This window comes from Lutibacter litoralis (genome assembly GCF_014646675.1).
Lineage (GTDB): Bacteria > Bacteroidota > Bacteroidia > Flavobacteriales > Flavobacteriaceae > Lutibacter > Lutibacter litoralis.
Genome location: NZ_BMNS01000003.1, coordinates 369,659 through 391,176, shown reverse-complemented (window position 1 = coordinate 391,176; position 21,518 = coordinate 369,659). Strand labels below are relative to the sequence as shown.

The 21,518-nt window shown below is 33.1% G+C and carries 12 protein-coding genes; all 12 read right to left on the bottom strand.

From position 1 onward, the window contains the following. Window positions 1-136: 136 nt before the first annotated feature. The 12 genes from IEW75_RS06555 to IEW75_RS06500 all read right to left on the bottom strand — a co-directional run bounded on the left by IEW75_RS06555 (window position 137) and on the right by IEW75_RS06500 (window position 21,515). On the bottom strand, window positions 137-1,102 hold the full coding sequence (locus tag IEW75_RS06555; protein WP_134247928.1) for a family 43 glycosylhydrolase: 966 nt from the start codon (window positions 1,100-1,102) through the stop codon (window positions 137-139). A gap of 293 nt (window positions 1,103-1,395) precedes the next feature. After that, entirely contained in the window at window positions 1,396-3,135 is a 1,740-nt protein-coding gene (locus IEW75_RS06550) for a glycoside hydrolase family 172 protein (RefSeq protein WP_134247927.1), read from the bottom strand. Between the two features lie 137 nt (window positions 3,136-3,272). Further along, a complete protein-coding gene (locus IEW75_RS06545) occupies window positions 3,273-3,851 on the bottom strand; it encodes a glycoside hydrolase family 20 zincin-like fold domain-containing protein (RefSeq protein ID WP_134247926.1) in 579 nt (192 codons plus the stop codon). 89 nt (window positions 3,852-3,940) lie between these two features. Beyond that, window positions 3,941-6,298, bottom strand: a complete 2,358-nt coding sequence (locus IEW75_RS06540; protein WP_134247925.1) for a discoidin domain-containing protein — start codon at window positions 6,296-6,298, stop codon at window positions 3,941-3,943. Between the two features lie 46 nt (window positions 6,299-6,344). Further along, the gene (locus IEW75_RS06535; protein WP_134247924.1) at window positions 6,345-7,709 is read right to left on the bottom strand and encodes an MFS transporter; all 1,365 of its coding nucleotides are present in this window, start codon (window positions 7,707-7,709) and stop codon (window positions 6,345-6,347) included. A gap of 17 nt (window positions 7,710-7,726) precedes the next feature. Then, on the bottom strand, window positions 7,727-8,857 hold the full coding sequence (locus IEW75_RS06530) for a glycoside hydrolase family 172 protein (protein ID WP_134247923.1): 1,131 nt from the start codon (window positions 8,855-8,857) through the stop codon (window positions 7,727-7,729). 38 nt (window positions 8,858-8,895) lie between these two features. After that, complete coding sequence (locus IEW75_RS06525; RefSeq protein WP_134247922.1) at window positions 8,896-10,932, bottom strand: glycoside hydrolase family 172 protein; 2,037 nt, start codon at window positions 10,930-10,932, stop codon at window positions 8,896-8,898. 16 nt (window positions 10,933-10,948) lie between these two features. Beyond that, window positions 10,949-12,430: a DUF2961 domain-containing protein gene (locus tag IEW75_RS06520; RefSeq protein WP_134247921.1), complete on the bottom strand. Its 1,482-nt coding sequence runs from the start codon at window positions 12,428-12,430 to the stop codon at window positions 10,949-10,951. Window positions 12,431-12,641: 211 nt separating this feature from the next. Beyond that, the gene (locus IEW75_RS06515) at window positions 12,642-14,291 is read right to left on the bottom strand and encodes a RagB/SusD family nutrient uptake outer membrane protein (RefSeq protein WP_134247920.1); all 1,650 of its coding nucleotides are present in this window, start codon (window positions 14,289-14,291) and stop codon (window positions 12,642-12,644) included. A gap of 11 nt (window positions 14,292-14,302) precedes the next feature. Next, window positions 14,303-17,479 carry a SusC/RagA family TonB-linked outer membrane protein gene (locus IEW75_RS06510; RefSeq protein ID WP_134247919.1) on the bottom strand — a complete coding sequence of 1,059 codons (3,177 nt, stop codon included), beginning with the start codon at window positions 17,477-17,479 and terminating at the stop codon, window positions 14,303-14,305. 443 nt (window positions 17,480-17,922) lie between these two features. Then, on the bottom strand, window positions 17,923-18,906 hold the full coding sequence (locus IEW75_RS06505; protein WP_134247918.1) for a family 43 glycosylhydrolase: 984 nt from the start codon (window positions 18,904-18,906) through the stop codon (window positions 17,923-17,925). 14 nt (window positions 18,907-18,920) lie between these two features. After that, window positions 18,921-21,515, bottom strand: coding sequence for a GH116 family glycosyl-hydrolase (locus IEW75_RS06500; RefSeq protein WP_134247917.1), 2,595 nt, complete (start codon window positions 21,513-21,515; stop codon window positions 18,921-18,923). Between the last annotated feature and the right edge of the window lie 3 nt (window positions 21,516-21,518).

The following is a 21,518-nucleotide window of genomic DNA, read 5'->3' as shown; positions in this document are numbered from 1 at the left end:
ACTTCTTATCCTTTTAATAAATGTAACTTTTCAGAATCCAATAACGCTAACTATCATTCTCCTTAAAACCCCAATATATATATAAGACTCATCTCCAGATTACACATAGTTTAATGTATTCCGCATAAGTTATTATTTATTGTTTTAACCATTGTAATTCATACCAGTATAAACCATGATTATCCAGCATTTGATGACCTTCAATTCCACAAGTACTGATATATGTTTTTCCTTTATAAGTAACTATTTCGGGAGCATGGCTATGTAGGGTTGTAATCGTATTTTCCAACTTAAAAGAATCAAAGCGATCAGAAACTATCACCAAAGTTTCGTCATAATGTCTGTGCGCATAAGACACAAACAAATAATACAATCCGTTTCTTTTTACAACATAGGGAGATTCCAATCCACTCCAGCTAACGCCATCTGGAATATGGATTACTTCTTTCGGTTTTCCAAAAGCTTCAAAATTTTCAGTCTCTATAACGGATATAGATGATCCTTCCATACGCGGAGTTACAATATATAAATAATCTTTTCCGTTATCATCTTGAAAAAAACAAGGGTCTCTCATATTGTCGTGAGATGCTAATATGGGTGCATGGGTTCTTTTCCAATTGTACAAATCATCAGAGACTGCTAATTCCTGAAATCTTTCTTTCCCAAATTTTGCCTGAAAGAACATCAAATACTTGCCTTCTTTATTTTTTACCACATAAGGAGCTCCAACAAATCCATTACCGTTTTTATACTCTGAAATTGCCATTCCTACATGCTCAAATTCCTTTTCAGGAGCACTCATTACTGCGTGACTGATATGAGGGTGATAAGAATAGTTATAACTTCCATCCTTTAAAAACGGATTATTAATACCAAAGAAATGAAGATTTCCCTTTAGATCTTCAATAAAAGTGTGGTCATTAATATACCATTCCCCAATAGAATCAATAGGTTCAGCATTCAGAACATATTGAGCCTGACCTTTAGTAAATGGAATTTCTGCAATTTCTGTTAACCTTGAATTTTGACTGAATACCTGAAGTGAACCTAACAGAAATATGACTCCAAATATTGTTTTTTTTATGTTTCTATAATATTTCATATACTTATTTTTTCAATCTGCTCAATGCGCTTAACCAACCTCCAGAATGTGTAATCCAACCTTCATCTGTAAATACTTTAGGTTCTGTAAATTTAAATTAACGAAATCCGTTGTACATTTAGAGAAAATTTTTATCTGGAGCCTCGAACTGACATCCAAGAATAAATAAATCCCCCTCAATGTACAGCGGGTTAACGAATTTTGAACATTTCTTTCATCTTTTAACAATAATCAAATTTGGTTGAAGAAAACTTGAGGTTTTCACATCACATTAAACTCATAAAAATAACTTTCTATTGATCTTTAGGATCAACAGTGTGTAATTTTTCAAAATCTAATAATACTTCTTCTTTCGCTCCTTTATAGTCAGGTTTTATATTAGATTCTCCACCTGGCATCATATAATAAAATGTTGTTGGAGCATAATTTATTGAGGCTTTATTCCAATGCCACAACTCCATATCAAATTTTAAACTTGTATTAAAAGGCAACACATCAAGTGCTCTAACTCTTGTATTTACGGTATAACCTGGCGTCATATTTCCTCCACCTGAAGGCTGGGCAATAAACGGGTGTGAAAACTTTTCTGCCTTGCACCAAGCATAATTATAGTAATCCTCTGTTCCTGTTCCAAAATGTGATGGAAATTGCTCTCCATCAATGTATATTTTTTCATCTCCTTCTCCCCACCAGCAATAATTAAAAGTTCCCTCTTCTTTGGTCCAACTTGTTTTTCCTATAGGCAAATTATCATTAAACAATGTTAATACATCACCCACATATACTCCTTTACCTTTTAGAGTTACAAAATTTACGTCTCTAACACCTTCACCTCCTAACATATTTTTAGGAACTCCAGTATTTACCTTTGTATATTGGTGCCATGATGTATAAAAATGCATTGCGTTTTTATTCCATTTATATGAAGAATACTTTAACGATCCATTAACTCCTATGGTTGTTTCTCCAATATTTTCTAAAGTAATTTTACAAGATTTCTTAAAGGGCATAAGCCATTTAGATTTAAGATTACCATCTACAGATACTTTGTTATACCTTGTTTCAAATGCATCTATTCGATAACCTGCTCCAAAAAAGTCACCTAAAGGTGCCCATACTGTTTGTTGATCGTCAAAAGTACATTTGATGATAATAGACCTTAACGATTGTGTTGGGTTATCTTCCTGAATACGCATATTTAATTGTTGAATAGCTGCCCCTACATCTTTTTTTGAGACCAACAACTCTTCACCAGGAGCTAATTTTATTTGAAAATTATCAAGCTCATTTAACTTTTTTTCTTGACTAAACCTTCCATCTAACAACATTTGATTGGTTGCCTGAATAATTGACTTGTTTTGAGTTATTGAATTTTTATTGAAACTTTCAATTCTTGTTCCTTCAGCATATTCTCTATAATCAATATTATAATACAAAATTTCACTTCTTGTTTCCCAAGGGTTTCCGTCCTTAACCAAATCCGATTGATAGGTGATTTTACAAGATTTTGCATAAGGTATTGGCAAATATAAATTATGGCCACGTTCATCGGCTATAGTCTCCGGAGACACGGAACAACTCATTGGATAGCCTACTTCTTTATTTTCCCCGATAAAACTTCTTATCGTCTGACTTATTACAGGTTTTTCATTACCATCAATATAAATTCGTAATGTCCCTTGCCCTCTGTTTTCCCCTGATCCAGTCATCCAAAAATGTGTAATTGCTCCTGGAGATTTTTCATTCATTAAAACATATTCCTTTCCATTCTTAGTATCTTCAACACCTTCCCATTGATTCATATCCCAATTATGAAACCAGTTCTTTTCAGAAGGTGAAGTGCTTGATCTATCATAACTACTCACATGTTTCGTGAGAAATGCTTGTTTTGGAAAACGTGTAATTTGTTCTCTGGAGGTCATTTCATTAAGCAGTGATTCAACACTAACAATTGATTTCTTTTGAGCCTGAATACAGCTTAAAACTGAAAATGAGACTAAGAGTAAAACTATTTTTATTTTTAAATTTTTCATTTTATTTACTTATCATTTTTTAATATTGGCTTATTGATTTTACTTAAAGAAGTATGTTGCTTTTCAATTCCTAACAAAACAGTCTTCTTAGTTCCTTTATAATCAAGTTTTATATTTTTTTCCTACCTTGTATCATATCATAAATTCAGTCTTACAAGACAATTACCCCTCCAGCTAAATTCAGGTTTATCATAAATTGTCACTGCTTGAATATTACATTTTTGGCCTCGTGGCTTTATACTGTTAGCAAACTCAACAGGTATCAACTGCTTCATTGACTGCGAAGCGTAATACACACCTGCTGATGTGTTTGAAGAAATCTCTATTCCAGATTTTTTTACAATTAACCGATAAGCATCCATGGGAAGCTTAGCATCGTTGAATACCGAAATTCCTTTTGATGGTATTTTGTCAGTAAGTTCAATTTTTATTCCGCTTGCTTGTTTAAGTTCATTTATAAACTGATTGCTTACTTTTAGTAACTTTTTTGCATCCTCATGAAAATAGATTTTTGTATTTTCATTTAGCTCAAAACTTCCCTCTTCTGGAATAAGCTCTACAGGTTGAGAAACAAGCTTATATGAGTTTATTTCATTTCTCTTTTCTAATGTACAACTAACATTAAAGAAGGTAATAATTACTAGTGAAAATAATGTAAATCTGTACATTTTATATATTGCTATTAAAAATTTAAAATGGTCAATGCCAACATACAATCAAAGTTACTTTTGAAGCGAATAGAAGTCACTTTGATTATATACTAGCAATAGTTGATTTTTTAAAAAGCTACTTAAACAAAATTGCGCTATTGTGGTCCAAATTTACGCCCACCATAGACAGGCTGTTGATCAACCACTTTAAATCGCAAAACTCCAAGTTGATGCTCTCCTGAACTATAAACTTTAAGTTTCACATATCTAGCTTCAACAGGCTTTTGATCTTCACCATATTGTTGATTTATTGCCAGTGTGGAAACTTTCTTACCTTCTCCGTAAGTAGTCCAATTTTCACCATCCGTAGAAGTAAAATATTCGAATTCATATCCGTGTCTGAAATAAACTTCTTCTTTTGTTTTAGGCTGAATGTAACCAAATGCCGAGTTTACATAATACACATCTGATGTTTTTCCTAGATCCAATATTAATTCTCCTTCTTTTCCTTCACCTCTCCAATACGTTTCTGTTTTCCCATCAGTTGTGAAAGATGCTCTACTGTTTGCAGTACTACCAACAGCAGTTATCTTTTTACCTATAGCTACACCTTTTTCAACGACATGAAATTTAGCATCAACTGGTAAAGACTCTGGTAATAATTTCTCAATTTCCTCTCTGTGTCTTAAGTCTTTAATTTCAGATTTTACACCTGCCTTTTCTTCGATCCATTTTGGGTATTCTCCAGCATCACTTTTATAATAATAGGCTTCTCCCCTCACATTATAATCATGTGATCCATTTGCCAAGTATGGTTCATGTGAAGAACCTATAACTACATTATCTTGAATTTCAATTCCTCTAGAACCATTGTCTATATAAATACCATGACTATAAGCACTGCAAAACCTAGCCTCAGGATGTGCTACATTTTCAATATAATTGGCATACCATTTTGTACCTGGAGATGCTCCTAAATTGTAAATTGCTGCAGTATCACCCAGTTTTGTAGTAACATTGGTAATTTTATTATGTGCTACTAGAACTCCTCCAGCAACTGTGTCGTGATTGTAAGCTTTGTCTGAACCGTCTTTCCAGAAATCGAAGTTGTCAACATCATAACGCCCCCATCCCCATCCAAGGGTAATTCCACCTGCTGAAGATCCATTGATCGAATTGTTCACGATGGCTGCATCCTTCACATACGAGCATTTAATAGCACAAACATCCCAGTACTCAACCCCTACATTTTCAATGCTATTGTTGTCGATAATAATTTCACGGCTTATTTTTTCAGGAACAATATGATGATCTTGTAAGTTTCCAATAGCAATAGCTGAACCTGAAATATCATTGAACGCATTACTAAAAATATTTACGTTTTGGTTGTTCGTATCAAAATTCAAGGCTGTTCCTCCAAGATGCTGAAAGGTATTTCCTTTCATTACTATATTTCTTGAATTCTTAAAGTGAACATTCCCTGGAATATCAACCAAACCTTCAAAAGCGTCTTCGATTGATTGGTAATCAGGATCTGCCAAAACAGCACCCGATTGGATACTCACATAACCAAGAGGCGTAGAAGGTTGATTCCAGTTTGCATAGGCAAATGTTATTCCTTCGAAGGCTACATTTTCTAATCCGTCAGCATCAATAATCTTTTCTACATTAGAAATAACCACTTCAGCTTTATTTAATTCTTCACCTTTCATTGGCTTATAGTAGAGCGTACGGCTTTTCTTATCTAAATACCACTCTCCATCTTCATCCAAAAATTCAATGGCATTTTCCAACCAGTTAACTGCCTTATGATTATCATTATTCAATATTGCGAAAGGACCTATTTTAGCAAGATCCCAATATTTTTGATTCACATAAGCAATACCATCTTCTATTTTTTGAAGTTTTCCCCTATACATTTTCCAACGCATAATATTAACCATCTCAACATCTTCTATATTTGAAAGCTTAGGAAAATCTTTCGGTATTTTAAATCCGTTAGGAGTATTTTCATCATCTCTACAAGATACCGATCCACATGGATCTGGTCTATTTGCTATTCTTTCCCATCCGTCAGCATTAGCCGTTCTTGCTCTAACTGCTCTATTTCCGTTCACATATAAATGTCTACCTTTTATTCCTCTTGGAACTTTAGCATGCCAAATTCCATTTTTACCTTTTCTCCAATTCTTTACTTTTACACCACCACTTATAATTGGTTTATCTCCATCTACTGCTTTATAAGTAACATTAGAATCTTGATAATTTAATTCTAAGGTCTTATTTAAAGTGTACGTTCCGTCAAAAAGGTTGATGTTTACATTGCCATCAAAAAATCTTGCTTGTTTCTTTGCAAATTCCAGCGTTTTCCATGGTTTTTCTTTAGAACCATCATTAGAATTAGTACCTGAAGGAGATACATAAAACTGTGTATTTTGTGCAAAAGCATTGCTCATTCCTGCTAAGAATAAGATGAATAAGCAGCTTATTTTTAAATGTTTTTTTATATTCATTATTGATCTATTTATAATTGTTACTTTTTTTATTTTATCATTCGTTTTACTTAGCTCTTAGCTCTTGAAGTTTTACTGCATTTAAAGCAATTGTTTTACTATTTAATTTAAATAAGCTTACCACCAATGCTGTTAATACAAATACAATTGCTGGTACAATTGCAAATACAAATAAAATACCATTAGTTGCTTTTAGCGTTTGTTCAACACCCCCGCTTACATATCCATAATACCCCATAATAGTCAATGCCAAAGCTCCTCCTATTGAAAGTCCTAGTTTTAAAGAAAACAATGTAAATGAAAGTGTTAATCCGTCCATCCGTTTGAAAAATTTCAACTCTCCATAATCAACAGCATCAGCAGTAAATGTAAACCAGATAGGTGCAATCATTTGGTTAAAGAATCCTACAAAAAATTGTATTACCATAATTAAAATGATATTTGTGTTTCCAACGAAATAGGAAATTGCAGAAATAATAGCACATATATACAATAACATAATATATGCCTTTCTCTTATCCATTATATCCAGCACTTTTGTTGCTAGCTGTGCTCCTATCATACCTCCAATCATCCAAATAGATAAAAATAAGGCTGAATAGGTCACTGCGTCTTCAACATAAATAGTTATATAAAATAATTGTGTCGTATTTTTAATTGTTTGAGCACTCACCATTAAAAGTGTTGCCAAAGCCACCAAACGATATTGGTCATTTTTAAAAACAAATTTAATATCTCTTATAAAATTTCCTTTTCCTTTTTCTGAAACCAATCCTTTTACACGTTCTTTTGTTGTTGCAAAACAAATGACAAATAGTATAACAGATAAAATAGCCATTAAAATCATGGCATTTCTATATCCTATTGCCGGGTCGCTCCAATAGGTGGTTAAAGGAAGAACCAAGGATGTTACTATTAACCCACCTCCTGTAGCAAACATAAATCTAGTTGCATTTATTGATGCTCTCTCCTTAGGGTCACTAGTCATTACACCTGTTAATGCTCCATAAGGTATATTAGTGGCTGTAAATAATAACATTAAAGTAGTATACGTAGCATACGCATAAATAACTTTTCCTTCAGGTCCTAGATCTGGAACAGTAAAAACCAACACACTTGCTATCGCATATGGCACTGCTAATATGATTAAATATGGACGATATTTCCCCCATTTAGTATTTGTTCTGTCTACTATTGCTCCCATTAAAGGATCGGTAACTGCATCTACAATTCTTACAACTAAAAAAATAGATGCTACTGTTGTTGTACTCAATCCATATATTTCTGTATAGAAAAAACCAAGTAATAGTAATACTGATTGGTACACAAAGTTACCTGCAGTATCTCCTAATCCATATCCTATTTTTTCTAGCAATCCTACTTGCCCTTTATTTTTGTTCAAATTCATCATTTATTTATTATTAACGTTTATTGAATCGACAGCCCTTCTTTATTTGGCAAAGATTTTAATTGAATGCTTGGTAATGTTTGGTACCAAAAGGCAACTGTAGCTATATCATCCTGACGCATTAAATACTTTCGTTCTTCAACGTTGTCAAACTGTTTTGTATTGAAATTCTTCCATCCTAAATCCTGAACCGTAACTTTTAGTTTTCCTTTAAACCGAATAGGATCTTGTATATGCCAACGATACAATGAAAAACGTGGTTGAATTTTATACAAACCATCAGGAGCTTCATATTTATGGAAGCCTCCATAAGGTGAATTATAAGTAGTGTATCCTTTATTTGTTTCCCAGTTAAAGGCTCCTAAAAAATAATCTTCCAAGCCAGTACCACAAATTGTAGGAAATTTATTATCATCGTCGATAAAAAATTTTACTTCACCTTCTCCCCACCATCCACCGGCACCGTTTAAACCAACACTCATTGCTGTACCGACATAATGGCCTTCTCCTACTATATTGTCAATAATAGTATGAACCTCATTCACCTTAACGGGATTTGACCTTCTAAATGAAGCATGAAAATAGGCGCATTTTTCAGGTATTTGTGTTAATTGAAAATTTATCTGATAATATAAAACCCTATCAATATCACTTCTATTTTCTATGGTGAAATAGCATCTTTCTTTAAACGGCATTGACCAAAAACAGTTAAACGCATTTGAAGGATTTACTGCTACCGGAATGGAAACCAAAGGATCAAATTCACCACCCAACAACACATCGGTATTGTCAATATAACCACTGGCAAAAAAATCTGGAAATGGCACTTCTACAGATGGATGCTCTTGATTATCCCAATAGATTCTAATAATTAAATCTCTGGAAATAAGACCAGTCATCCAAATACTTTGAATATTCCCCATCTCTTGAATATCTGCTATTACAACTGTTTCTTTTGGAGCAATAGTAATTGCTGGGTTTACTTTCCAACCTTGTCCTAACTCACTTGCCTGTTTTTCAGCAAAACCTTTTGTTGCTCTTCCACCTCCACCAGTTTCTCCTGCGGGGTTTTCTGCAGTAATACATCGCGATTGCGCATCAGATAGCAGACTTAAATTTCCTAAAGACATATTTAATCCATCAAAACTCATAATTACCTCTTTTTAGTATTCCTATATATTTTTTATACTTATTGTACTATTAAATAATCTACCCCTAATTTATCAGCATTTAGATTATTCTTATTGGTTCCTTTAACTATTAATTTTATTGAGTTATTTCCTTTGTTAAGTTTTCCATTATCTATACTATATTCTTTAAGAGATACTTTTTCGCTGTACAGATCTAAATTTTTGAAGATGATTTCATCATTCAACAACACATCAACAATCACATAATCAGGAGCATTGGTAAATACAGCAGTCAATTCTCCTTTTCGTTCTTTTTCTGAATACAAAATAGTTTCCAATTGATCACCTTTTTGAATGCCTCTCCATAATAAATGACTTCGTGCACTCCAATCATAAGAAAGAAAAGCCTGAGTGATCACCTCTCCTCCCTGAACTTGTTTAACCTTAAATCCTTCTGCTTCAAATTTACCTGATAATTTCACAGGGAGTTGCACCCCTACTACATCTTCCATAAATTCTGCCTTTGCATCCAAAGTTCCATACCAAAAAGTGGTAGGCGCATAATCCATTTTTGTAGATGCCCAATGCCAGATTTCCATATCAAATTTTAATGATTTGTCAAATGGAATTACATCCAAAGATCTCCAACGGCTATTGACTGTCAACCCCGGACTTCTATTTCCATCTCCAATAGGCTGAGCAATAAATGGTGCTTCAAAATCAACTACACTACACCAGGCATACCCGTAATAATCTTCCGTACCTGTTCCAAAATGAGAAGGAAACTGTTCTCCATCTACAAAAATCTTTTCATCACCTTCTCCCCACCATTGATAACTATCATTAAAAAGAGTCAATACATCTCCCACATACTTTCCTTTTCCTGAAATAGTGATGAAATTAACATCCTTTTTTTCTGAAGTTTTAACATTTGGATAATTACGCCAGTTGGCATGAAAATACAAACTTGTATCATCCCACTCCCAATCAGAATGATGTACATCCATTTTTACCAGTTCAATATCTTCTTTTCCATAATTATGGATTGAAATTTTTGCTGACTGCTGAAAAGGCATTGGAAAATATAATAGCATATCCCCATCTTCTTTCACTTTACTCAACCATCCTTTATAAGCTGATATTTTATAACCTGTACCAAACAAATCTCCTACAGGAGCCCAAACTGTCTTTTTCCCATCAAACTCCATAGACACCACCGTTGAACGCAATGCCTGTTCTAAATTTTCTGTATTCAGTTTTATCGCTATTTTCTTGATTGCCTTTTCACCTTTTAAAGTTGTTGATACCGATTTACCCGCTTTTACTATCCCATTTAAATGATCTACCTGAGTTCCATTTACAACAGACTCATATTCATTCAACTTTTTGGATACATCTGAAATAGCTTTTTTATATTTATTGCTTTCTAAATCTCCTTTTGTATACGTTTCTACCAAAGTTTCAGATGTATATTTTCTATAATTAATTTGATAGTAAAGCACATCGTTCACACTTTCATCCGCTTTTTGATAGGTTACTTTACAATGTTTTGAATATGGCAAAGGAAAATAAAGATTGTGACCTGAAAACCAACCTCCATTCTCTAAGAAAGGTGAAGTGGTTTGTGAAAGTGGTGCTCCAATATATTTATTAGAAGAAATAATTTCATCAATCCTCCCTTCAATTTGAGGAGTATTTGCATTATCAAAATAGAATCGAAGTGTACCCATTGAAAATTGTTGTGCATGCCAAGTACTCCAAAATCTAACTATCGCACCTGGACCGTCTACATCCATAAGCACATGTTCTTTTCTACCTTCAATTGTATCTACTTTAATAAACTGACTTGCATCTGCATTGTCAAACCAACCTTCTTGATTCTTAGAAATAGACTTACGCGAATAACTACTCGCCTGTAATGTTTTAAATGAATGCTCAGAAAGTTTTGCCAAACCATCTCTATCCACCATCTCATTTAGTAAAGATTGCGTTGTAACAATTTCTGATGTAACAACTCTATTGGGTTTAAAATTACAGGCTATCAACAGAATTGACAGTAATAGAATACTAAATAACTTTATATTTAATGTTTTCATTTCCTAAATATTAATCTTAATTTTTCTTTAAATAGTAAAAGGCCACACTTTTATAATTTGCTTCAATGGTATTATTCGTTCCGTGTTCCACAGTAACCTGAATGGTATCTTTAAATGGAATTGGATCTAATAAATGCCAACGATATGCTGATGCTTTTCCAATCTCATTCATTTCATATTCTGGAAATCCGTGCAGTGGAAAACTTCCCGACTTATTCAAACGTCCTACAACACCATACCAACCACAGTTAAAATAATCTTCTGTTCCTGTACCGTGAATTCGCATTTCCCCATCACAAACAAAAACCTCATCTCCTTCTAACCAAACAGGTAAGTATTCTTCTCCGTGTGTTTTTGCCTCTGTCATTAAAAACGTTCCTATATACTGCCCTTCACCTTTTGCATCAAGCCATAAAAAGGGCTTATCCGTGTTGTTTGCAGGTAACTCTTCATTGTAAAAAGTAGTTAAATAATTTTCCGTAGCATATGTCTGTTTACTGATTGAATAACTAACTTTCAGTTTTAAATCTTTGTCAGCAGCTACAATTTCAATTCTGGCTTTTTTGGAAAATGGCATAGGTAATTTATTAAACAATTTTCCGTCCTTATACCCAGCGTATAATGAATGTTGTAAGTTTTCTTCATTTGAAATGGTAAAAAACATATGAACCGGTACGTTAATAGATGGCTGTTTTTGATCATCCCAATATATTTTTAGTTGACTTTTTAAAAGGCTCTCTAAATTATCAGGCGCTGTTTCAATACTTAAGCGATTTATTTGACCAATTTCATTTTCAATTTCCAAAACTTCCTTTCCTTCAGCAGGAATATTCATTAAGATTTCATTCGTAGAATCACTCTTCTTTTCAAATCCATTTAACAAGTTCTCTCCAAGTATTTCAAGAAGTTGCTTTGTTTTTTTCACCTCTCTAGATCGATAACTTTGAACTATTTTATCTCCAGTGTACTTTTGAAAATTAACTTGATAAAATTTAACTCCATCTCCTTCCACTTCTATCCGGCAATAGTTAGCAAATGGAATTGGCACATTGTAATACCAACCTCCCAAACCTTTAACAACAAGCCCTAAAGGGAATCCTGGTTCAGTACCTTCAAAAGTTTGTTCCAGAGGAATGTCAATAGCAGGTGTAATTTTATCGTCTATATATATTTTAATATGTTCTCCTTTTAACTCCAGCAATCCATCTTTTTTGTGTTCTGAATGCGTAAACCAAATTCTACTTACATATCCAGCTCCAGTAGTTTCTGCCAATACGCTATTTCCATTCTCAAGACGAAGTTTAGAATAAGTTCCTGCAAAGCCATCATTATTGCCTCCATTACGATCATAACTACTAAATATGATACCTTCCCAATCTGTTTGTGGTTTTGATATATTTTCAATGTCTAATACTTCTTCATACACATTTAGTTGAGGATTAAATGAAGAAATTAGTAATCCACTTAAAACTCCTAAAATTAATTTTGGTATTCTCATTATATTTATTATGCTAATTCGATTTAGCTAAATAATTAAAAAATAATGATATTTAAAAGCTTGTAGTAAAGTAATTATGAAACTTTATGCTTATTTAGAAGCACTATTTATAAAAAACTAAGGGAGCCGAAAGACTCCCTTATAAATTAACTAATTCAAAAATATCATTAACTCAAATTATAATATAAATAAGTAATATTAGTTAATATTTTTACCAACCTGGATTTTGTTCCAAGTTTGGATTTAGGTTTATTTGTTTTTTAGGCAAAGGTCTTAAATAGTGTTTAGAAGCATTAAAAGTTCTATCTCCTGCAGGTTCTGCTACAATATATCCTTCACTATCTACTTGAAAATGTACTCCAGGTGTTAAATCTGGGAATACAGTTTCGTACTCTGTTCCGACAAACTTAATTCCTTTCACAGCTTTTGGCATTTCTTCCTCAGCAGTTTTCCAACGCATTAAATCATTAAAACGGAATCCTTCACATGCCAATTCAATCTTTCTTTCTCTACGAATTTCTAACTGCATGTCTAAACCATTTGCACCAACAAAAGCATTTGTCAAATGCACCATACCTACCCTATCTCTTAATTTGTTAACTGATCCATCTAAATCAGCATCTGAAATAGAGCCTTCCAACTCATATTTTGCTTCTGCATAATTTAATAATACTTCACCATAACGAATTATTATATTATCATATTCACTATTATTACTCCACGATTCTAATGATTCCGCTAAGTATTTATATACACTATACCCAGTACGTGTTACAGGACTCACCAATGAAGGTTTATCAAATATTTTTGTAGTATCATACCATGCGTACTCTGTTCCAACCATAAAAACAGTTTGAGCCATTCTTGGATCTCTATTTTCAAATTCAGAAGTCATTGTATCATACCCATTAAACAAAGGTGAATCACTAATTGGCAAACCATCAGTACATAAATAATCATCTACCAAACTTCTTGTTGGATTCATGATGTTTTGCTCTAACCAACGCGTGTGATTATGAGTGCCATTAATATCTTTTACATATCTTCTAGATAGTATTACTTCCTCACTATCTTCACCAGCTTCAATGAACAGTTTTCTATAACTTTTATCCGTTCCTAAACTATTGAAAAGTTCATATTCTCCACTATCAATAACAGATTTTGCAGCCTGAGCGGCAATTGTTAATCGTTCGTTAGCTTTTGTCCCATTATGGTATTTTGCCCAAGTACCTTCAAATAAAGCTATTCTACTTAAAAAAGCTTGTGCTGCTCCTTTAGAAATTCTACCTAAATCAATACCCTCTATTTCACTTGCCTTTGGTAAAAATGAAATAGCCTTTTGAAGATCTGCAATAATTAGGTCCGCTACTTCCTCTCTAGAATTTCTTGGAGCATTTAACTCTTCACTATTAACATCTAATACTTTAGTGATAATAGGAACTCCTCCAAATTCAGTTAATAATCCAGCATACTGCCATGCTCTAAAGAAATATGCCTCTCCAACCCAAGTTTTAATTTCATCAGGGTTTGCATATTCTTCACTTTTAGCCAACAAATAATTTATTTCGCGAATAGCTCCATACGAATTATCCCAGTGTCCAGAATTATCTGGAGCTACATAGGTTCCATTACTCACTTCATTAGGTCCGCTACCAAAGGTAGATTCTGCATTACTATCATGGTGTGAAAAATGACTTGGAAATGCTCTATAAAACCTATTTGCTGCCAGTTCAAAATCTTTTGGACTTTTCCAAAATGACCCATCAGAAACTTGATCTTTTGGGTATAGGTCCAATTCTTTAGTACATGATCCTAAAATCATTACTAAACCAATAATTGCTACTATATATTTTGTCTTCATATTTTTTATTTTTAAAAAGTTATATCAACACCAAATGAAACAGTTTTAGCAAAAGCATAATTATCACCGTAAGAATTATCTTCAGGATCATATCCTCCACCCATTTTATGGTAATCCCATAAATCATTTCCACTAAAATATACTCTCACTTTACTTAATGACATAGAATCAACAATTGATTCAGGTAAGGTATACCCTAACTGAATATTCTTCATCCTTATATAAGCCCCATTTTCTTCGTTATTAGATGAGTGCTGATAATTCCAATATCTGATATTGCTATGTGAAAGTCTCGGATATTTAGCATCTGTTCTATCTGGTGCCCAAGTATTGTTATAATACAATGCAGTTGGGTGATACCATGGTTGGTGGAATGGCACTCTTGCAGTTCCTTCTCTAAATACTGAACGCTTACCAACTCCCTGAAAAAATGCTGTTAAATCGAACCCTTTATACTCAGCATTTAAATTGATACCAAAATTATACTGAGGATCTGATGTTCCTAATATTGCTAAATCACCATTTTCACGTTCGTCACTATAGGCATCAATTCTTCCATTACCATCAACATCTTTATACATAGCATCTCCAATACCAATATTTCCAGGCACTCCTCCCAAGGTCTTATATTCATCTAGCGTAACTTGATCTTGAATAATCCCATCGAATACATAACCATAATATAAGTTGGCTCTATATCCTTCTCTTACCCAGTTATAACCAACTCCATAATTATCATATCCACCTAAATCAACAACTTTATTATCACTGTTACTCAATACTACTCTAGCTCCGTATTTGAAGTCCTTAATCTGATCTTTCCAACCAGCACTCAATTCCCAACCCCAAGAATCTAACTCTCCATTATTTCCAGCCGGTGGTGCAGCACCTAAAACTGAAGGTAAAGTAACTCCTAACAACATATTCTTATTCGTCTTATAATAATAATCATAAGACAAATCCAATCTATTATCTAAAACTGTCATATCAACACCAATATTTCTAGAAATTAGGGTTTCCCATGTTCTTTCTCTAGAAACCATTCCTGCAAGACTCGCTGATTGTGCCTTTTGTGTATCTCCAAAAGGATATTGACCTCCAATATTGATGTTTTGTACATAATCATACAATCCTATTCCTGCTTGATTTCCTAATTCACCGTATGACATACGTAATTTTAAATTATCAAACCAACCTGTATTTTTGATAAAATCTTCTTCTGACAAACGCCAAGCAGCTGAAGCTCCTTTAAATAGTTTCCAACGTTGTTCTTCTGCAAATCTAGAGGAACCATCATATCTTAGGTTTGCTTCAAAAATATACTTGTCTTTATAGATATAACCAATACGTGAAATTAAAGATTCTAATGCCCAATGATTCCCGCCACCACCATTACTCATATTATCAGTACTTCCTAAATTTAATGAAAACAGTTCATCTGAAATAAAATTATCTCTATAAGCACTAAACCAGTCATAATCACTTTCTTCATGAACAGCTCCTACCATCACACTCACATTATGAACATCATTAAAAATGTGGTCATACTTTAATGTTAGTGAGTAGTTTCTTTGATTTGTTTTAGAAAAACCATAATTAGCATTACTAGGATTTGTTTGGTACTCGTAATATGAAAAAATATCCTCCCAAAAATAATATGGAATTTGTTTTTTTATCAATCTTGAATTATAATTTTCGAAGGTTAAACTCGCCTGACCTGTTAATGTAAGATCCTCTAAAATATCCCAGTCTAGTTTAAAGTTAGGTGAAACTCTGTTTGTCCATTTTTCACGAGGATCTCCTGCTCTTGCCAAAGTAATTGGATTTGCGTACCCCCACTGGCTAAACCAATTTCCTTCGGGTGTTTTTACTGGGAAAAATAATGGGTACGTGGCAAGACCATTCAAAGCACGTCCAAGATTATAAATTTCTTTTGTTTTCAACCTATCGTAGCTCAATTTGGCATTCAAATTAAGGTTGTCCAAAATTTTATACGAATAATTCATTCTAATATTGAATCTTTCTGCCTGATCAGGTGCCTGATCTATCATACCATCATCCTTATTATAACCCAATGAGAAATAATAGTTACTTTTATCTGAACCACCACTAATACTTAAATTATAATCTTGTCTGAAACCTGTTCCATATAATTCTTCAAACATATCAATTCCTTTGTAAAACTGGAAATCTCTACTTGATCCAAATCTATCAGGATCAGCTCCATCAATAATTTTTTGGATTCTTGCATCATCCCAAAAAGGAGCTACTCCATTGGCTATATCAGCCTCTTGATTCATATGAGCATACTGTAAAAGTGTAGGATATTTTACTTTATTTAAAGGTTTTGAAAATGCCGTATTTGTAGAAAATTTAACAACTTGCTTTCCTTTTCTTCCAGACTTAGTTGTTATTAAGATAACACCTCCTGCTGCACGTGAACCATAAATTGCAGCTGCAGCATCTTTAAGTACTGAAATATTTTCAATATCATGTGGGTTTAAAATATCTAAATCTTCACTTGGATTACCATCAATTAAAATTAAAGGTGAGTTTCCTCCATTAACAGAAGACAAACCTCTAATATTGATATTAAATCCTCCAGCACCCGGTTGACCATTTGATCTTGTAATTGTTACTCCTGGAATAACTCCTTGAATTGCAGACATGGCTGTTGGAGCAGCTTTTGATTCTAATACATCAGAATTTACAACTTCTACTGCACCAGCTATAGTTGCTTTGGATTTAGTTCCATATCCAATTACAACTACCTCGTCAAGAGCATTTGCATCCTCTTCCAAAGTAATATTTATTGTATTTGAATTTCCAACAGTTATATTAACTTGTTTCATTCCTACGTATGAAAATATCAGTACATCCCCATTGTTAGCTTCAATACTATAATTCCCATTAAAATCAGTATCAACGCCTTTGTTAGTTCCTTTTATTATAATATTCACACCAGGTAAAGGAGATCCTTCTTTATCTGTTACTTTCCCTTTAATTATACTTTGCAGAACTGTATCATAATTATCATCTCCAAAAACAATATTGTTGTTGTTTAAAGAATTTGCTGTTGCACTCATTGTAATTAATGAAACAATAAGAAAGCCAATAGTTAATCTCGTATTCAGCTTCTTATAAAAAAGAACATCTAATTCTTGAGATAAGCATAAATTTTTAATCATAATTTTGCTTTATTTAAAAGTTACTTATTAATTTTTTTGGTTTAAAGAATCAGAAATTAATATTTTAAAGTTTTTCTGATATAAGTTTAGTTTTTTATAGTTGTTTTTTGAGTTTGGTTATTTTATCATATGTTATCACTGGTTTAAAGATTAGTAATTATTTGAGTTGATATTATTCAATTTTAATATTTCAAATTGCTAATTCGTTTTAGCTACATGTGTAAAGAATTGATATTTAATTGAATTCTTTCTACTAAAATTTTGCTAAAACGTTTTAGTTAAAAAATAAAAAAAATGAATTTTTTTAAATTAAATCCTGCTAAACGCATTTAGCTAATATATTAACATTTTTTTAAGAAACCAAATTTTTTTAGATGGATAACTAAAAAACTTAGACGAACAGCACTATCGCAGTACTGTTCATCAGTATTATTAGCTAATTACTATTGCCATTTTAACTTTGCTAGGAACAAACCTTTCTTATCCCATCCTGTATTGGAGATATACCATTCATCTTCATTTATTTTAATAACCTCTGATGCATGGGTTGGTAATTCACAAACAAAATTCTCTTTTGGGAAATTCATTGGATCTTTAGACCAATACACATGAGTTTCATTGTATTTTGTCATTGCTCTGCAAACAAACAAATAGAATATCTCATTTCTTTTCACAATAAACGGACTCTCGGCATCTCCACCCCAATCTACTTCATAAGGTTGGGTATGCACAATTTTAGGACCGCTCCAATGTTTTAAATCTGGACTGGTTCTTACAGCAACACAAGAGCGCAAATCTACTTCACTAAAAGTACGTGTGTAGTAAAAATAATATGTATCCCTGTCTTTTAATATGTATGAATCTCTTGCATGTCCTGGATCACTAAACAGGGGGTTAAATTCATAACGATTCCATTTAAACATATCATCTGATTCTGCCATACACAGCTGCCCCCAACTTGCATAATTTGGTGCGCTTTTTTGCAAGTTTCCTATATTATAAAACATATAGTTTTTCCCTTTTTCCTGAAATACATGTGGTGCCCACAATACACGTTCTACTCCTGGTTTTATTTTTAAAGCATAGTCATGATCTTCCCACTTTAACTGGGAAATACTATCTGCTGAAATATGAAATAATTTATTCTCTCCAGTCCATGGATTGATGGGTTTATGCCCAATAATTCCATAAGCGTGTAGTTTGCCATCAGCTCCTTTGGCAAAACAATGATCATTGGTATACCAAGTAGTATCTATTTCTGAACGGGTATCATTGGGGTTAAAAATATGTTGCCATTCACTTGCTATAACAGGAGTTTCTACTCTGAATTCCTTTTTTCCTTTTGATTTATTTTGATTTGTATTACAACTGCTTACCAAAACAGTTGAAACCATTAGACTTAATATGATGTTTTTTATATTTTTCATAATGAGGGTGTATTTTAGTTTATTATAATCTCTAAAATGTCGGTAGCTTTTAGTTGGATTGATTCAAATTTCAGGTTTAATTGTTTGTTTTTTACTGAATAAGTAGCATTCATCTTTTTCTTATTCAATAGTACTACTACATCTATTGATATCGCATTTGTAACCAAATTCAATTCTTTTAATTTGAGCCTTCCGTAGTTCAATTGAAGTTGACACACTTGCTTTTCATTACTTATTTGTTGAGAAAAACTTCCCCATCCTTCAGCAGCTATAAATGCTGATTTAAAGTTTTCTGGGTTAATTTTTGGGTCAAAACCAATAATTCCGTTTGGCCCATGATAAGTGAATCCAGAAGCAGAAACAAAGGGTGCATACCCACTCATTGCTCTGGTATAATGATTCCCATACTCAATCTCATTGTATGGATTTCTTTTTGAAGGTGCATAGCGATCATGTACCGCTTTTTCAACTTTCATAGCCTCTTCTACAAGGCCTTCTGAGATCAGCGTTGCTGCCAATTGGTGTTCCTGTCCTGTCCATATTTCACTAAAATAACCAATGACTAATTTTTCCCAATCATTTTTTATAATTCCCGGTGCTTTGTCTGTTCCTCCTTTTGGAAAAGTACACATGATAATTCCTTGTTCATTTTTATCAGCATAATAACGTTTTACAGGAATCTCAGCTTTATCCAAATAATCACCATAATTTTCCACAAAATTGTATTTCATGATAGATTGAAGCGACTTCTTTACTTTTTCTTTTGGTAAAATATCTCCCAATCCTGTTTGAGTAGCCCAGTACTGCCCTAATAGTTGATCAGTATGGCAACCTATATTTGTATTTGGAGCTTCAGGATGTTTCGGATCTGTCTTCTGAATAAAATATTCACCATTATATAGTTCTTTTGAAATATTTTTAAAAGATTTTTGAGCTATTTTTTTACAAGTATTCGCAAACCTCTTATCTCCCATTTCTTTAGCCATTTCAGCACCCGCTTTTAACGAAGCAGCATACAAACCACTAATCCAGGTAATTTTACCATACCAAGTTCTGTCTAAAGTATTGTATTGTTTTCCTTCTAAGATTCCATCAGCACGCCCTGTTTTTTCTTTATCCTGAGCAATCATCACTTGAATGGACTTCTTAATTTTCTTCCAATTCTTTTTCAAAAATGTTTTATCTGAAGACATTAAATGTTCACGGTAAATACGCATTACGGTACCTGCGTGTCCATCTATGGCAAATCCTCGACCATCATGTCTTCCCAATCCACTAAACTCACCTCTGTATTTAATAATTCCACTCTTATCGAATGACAAACCTAAATCGGTCTGCTCACGAAGTTGACGTGATAAATTTGGAAAAACTCTTCCCATTGCTTGTTCATAATGAAATACGTGTGTACAAGTTCCTTCTCCTAAATAAACACCTTCGTATGTATAAAAACGACCTTCACTTTCTGGTGTATCTTTTAAATCATTAAAACGAACCGAAGCCGTTGTTGCCAAAGTACTTACATTTACAAAAGTTCTATCTAAAAACCATTTTGGTAAAGAAGAATCGTACCAAGTACTATTCCAATTTTTAGTAGTTTCTAGCAGCCAATTATTTTTCAATAAATAATCTGACACATCTCCTGCACTATTGAATTTAGAAGTATAATAGTGTCTTAAATTTTCTTTGTTTTTCCAGTGATGTGCTCCATTCCATAAATGAATATTTGGAAAGTACCAGCTTAAATGAAACGTAAAAGTTTTACTTTCTCCTGGTTTTAAGATTGCATTTCCGGATACACTTCCAACCAATTTATTTCCTAAACTAATTGAAGCTTCTTTTTCCTCTTTATTAACTGTATAAATTGAACTTCCATTTTCTTTTACAGCATTAGCAGTCGCTTTCCCTTCATCTACCAATGTTAAACTCATAGTTCCCCAATCTGGTAGTTCATCTTTAAATTTCTCATCACTTTCACATACCAAACGTGTAAATTTATCTGTTGAAATTATTTTATTGGTATGTTTTCCTTTTTTACCTTCAGCACTCCAATAACTCGACATATTTTGTAACCATCCAGCTAATTCAACTTCAACATCTTCTATATCTGTATTGGTTACTGTGTATTCTAACACCGTTACAGGTAATCCTGAATTATCAGCATCTGTTGGGATAAAAGGTGTAAAGGCATTTAGCGTAGCGCTTACAGGAAGCCTCGCATCATTATAAACTACTTTTCCTACAGGATATTCTCCTTCAAACTGAATATCAGAAAACCCTTTACTATTTAAATTTTTCTTATAAACACGCCCACCTTGTTGAACAGTTAAACCAAAGCCATTTTCAAACTTTTGTTCTTGGGTCAATGGGTTTTCATAATATCGATGTCCTCCTTCATTACCAGGGGATATCATAGCAACATTAAAAATATCCCAATACCAAAGCTGTCCATCACCTCCTAAATATACTTGTCCTGCACAAATTCCACCAACTGGCATTCCTATATATTTTAATTCTTTTTTTGAATTATCTACTAATTCATTTGTATTTGTTTGCGCTGTTGCCTTCAATACAAAAAGCCCTACTAAAATTATGGCCTTTAATTTATTCATCAC